The organism is Thalassotalea ganghwensis (assembly GCF_053485795.1).
In genome coordinates this window covers 1-1,340 of record NZ_JBQRUM010000051.1, presented here as the reverse complement: position 1 = coordinate 1,340, position 1,340 = coordinate 1, and the positions used below count along the sequence as shown (strand labels likewise).

Sequence of the window (1,340 nt, the reverse complement as noted above, 5' to 3'; positions counted from 1 at the left end):
CTGCATTAGTTGGTGTTGCACCAATTAACCGTGAAAGTGGCCGCTATAAAGGACAAAGAAAAATTCAAGGTGGCAGACACCAGGTGCGAACGGTTTTATATATGGCAATGATGTCAGCAATACAATCCAATCCTGTTTTCAAATCGCAGTATGACAAGTTACTAGCAGCAGGAAAGCCAAAAAAAGTAGCGCTAATTGCCTGTGTCAGAAAGATGATTGTGATCTTAAATTCAATGCTCAGAGATGGTGTGATGTGGGAAGCGCCAAAGGCTTTAAATTAGCTATTGACGCCATAGTCTCTTGTTAGAAGCCCATTAGCCAATTAAAGACAAAATTGCATATGATTTATAAAAGTATGAAATACCTGAATGTTCATCTTTATTTGTTCTCAAGTGGCCAGCATTGATACCTACAAGCAGAAGCTCCCTATATCCAGGAAAGCTAATGCCGGGGCCTGGTTTGGGTCCTTTTTGAATTGCAAATACAGGGCTTCCAGAAGAACCACCAAATGAAAATGCTTCATAAGCTGTACAATCGCCTAAGACACTTTGCTTGTATTGATAATTATATCGAGGATCGCTAGATATTGTACCAGTACGTAATATTGGTCTAATTTTTGCGACATCATGCCATGGCGGATACCCAGGAAAAGCTAAAAAATCACATACATGGAGGTTTGATTGAAACTGCTGAGTTGTGGCAAGAATTGATTTGGGTAAGAAATAGTCAATTGTTGGGTTAATAGAGTTTTGGGCGCAAATCTGCGGAGAAATAAGGCAAGCTATATCATTGTTTATATTTGAATCAAATTTTAAGTTTGGCATCGCAATATGAAGAGCCACGTCAATATCGGGATTTCCTGTAGTTGCATCCCTTCCTTTGCCTTTTACGACTACAGTGTAAAGAGTGTATTTACTATAATCTTTCCCGCTAATATTTTTGTAATTAATATCTAAAACATGCCTATTCGTTACTAAGCACAATTCATCTTTTGAATTTTTTACGAAGAAACCTGTACCACTTGCACTTTTTACATTTCCAATATCATCTGCGAATTCAACTTCAATTTTGAATGCTGAATAAAGGTATTCGTTATTTAATCCATGAAACACTTATTTTACTCCGGTGTAGATTTAAGGGCTTCTAACGCCGCAATATGGGGCGTATTAAGCTTGGCTAAAATTAGCGAAGAATGAGCGCCAGCCAAGCTTTAGACGTCCCATTTATAATTGCCTTGTTAGGTGCGGCTTTTATCTATAGCCTTATGTATTTCGCAAACTATTTGATTACCATCGAATTGATATAAGTTAGGAATTAATTTCTGATAACCAAATAATTTA

The 1,340-nt window shown here is 37.2% G+C and carries 2 protein-coding genes; one reads left to right on the top strand and one right to left on the bottom strand.

Features of this window, described 5'->3' with window-relative positions:
• Window positions 1–281: transposase (locus ACSLUH_RS19395; RefSeq protein ID WP_448570068.1), on the top strand; the 281-nt coding region annotated here is incomplete at its 5' end.
• A gap of 33 nt (window positions 282–314) precedes the next feature.
• Here ACSLUH_RS19395 and ACSLUH_RS19390 read toward each other — a convergent pair.
• Window positions 315–1,112, bottom strand: coding sequence for a S1 family serine peptidase (locus ACSLUH_RS19390; RefSeq protein ID WP_448570067.1), 798 nt, complete (start codon window positions 1,110–1,112; stop codon window positions 315–317).
• Window positions 1,113–1,340 lie beyond the last annotated feature (228 nt).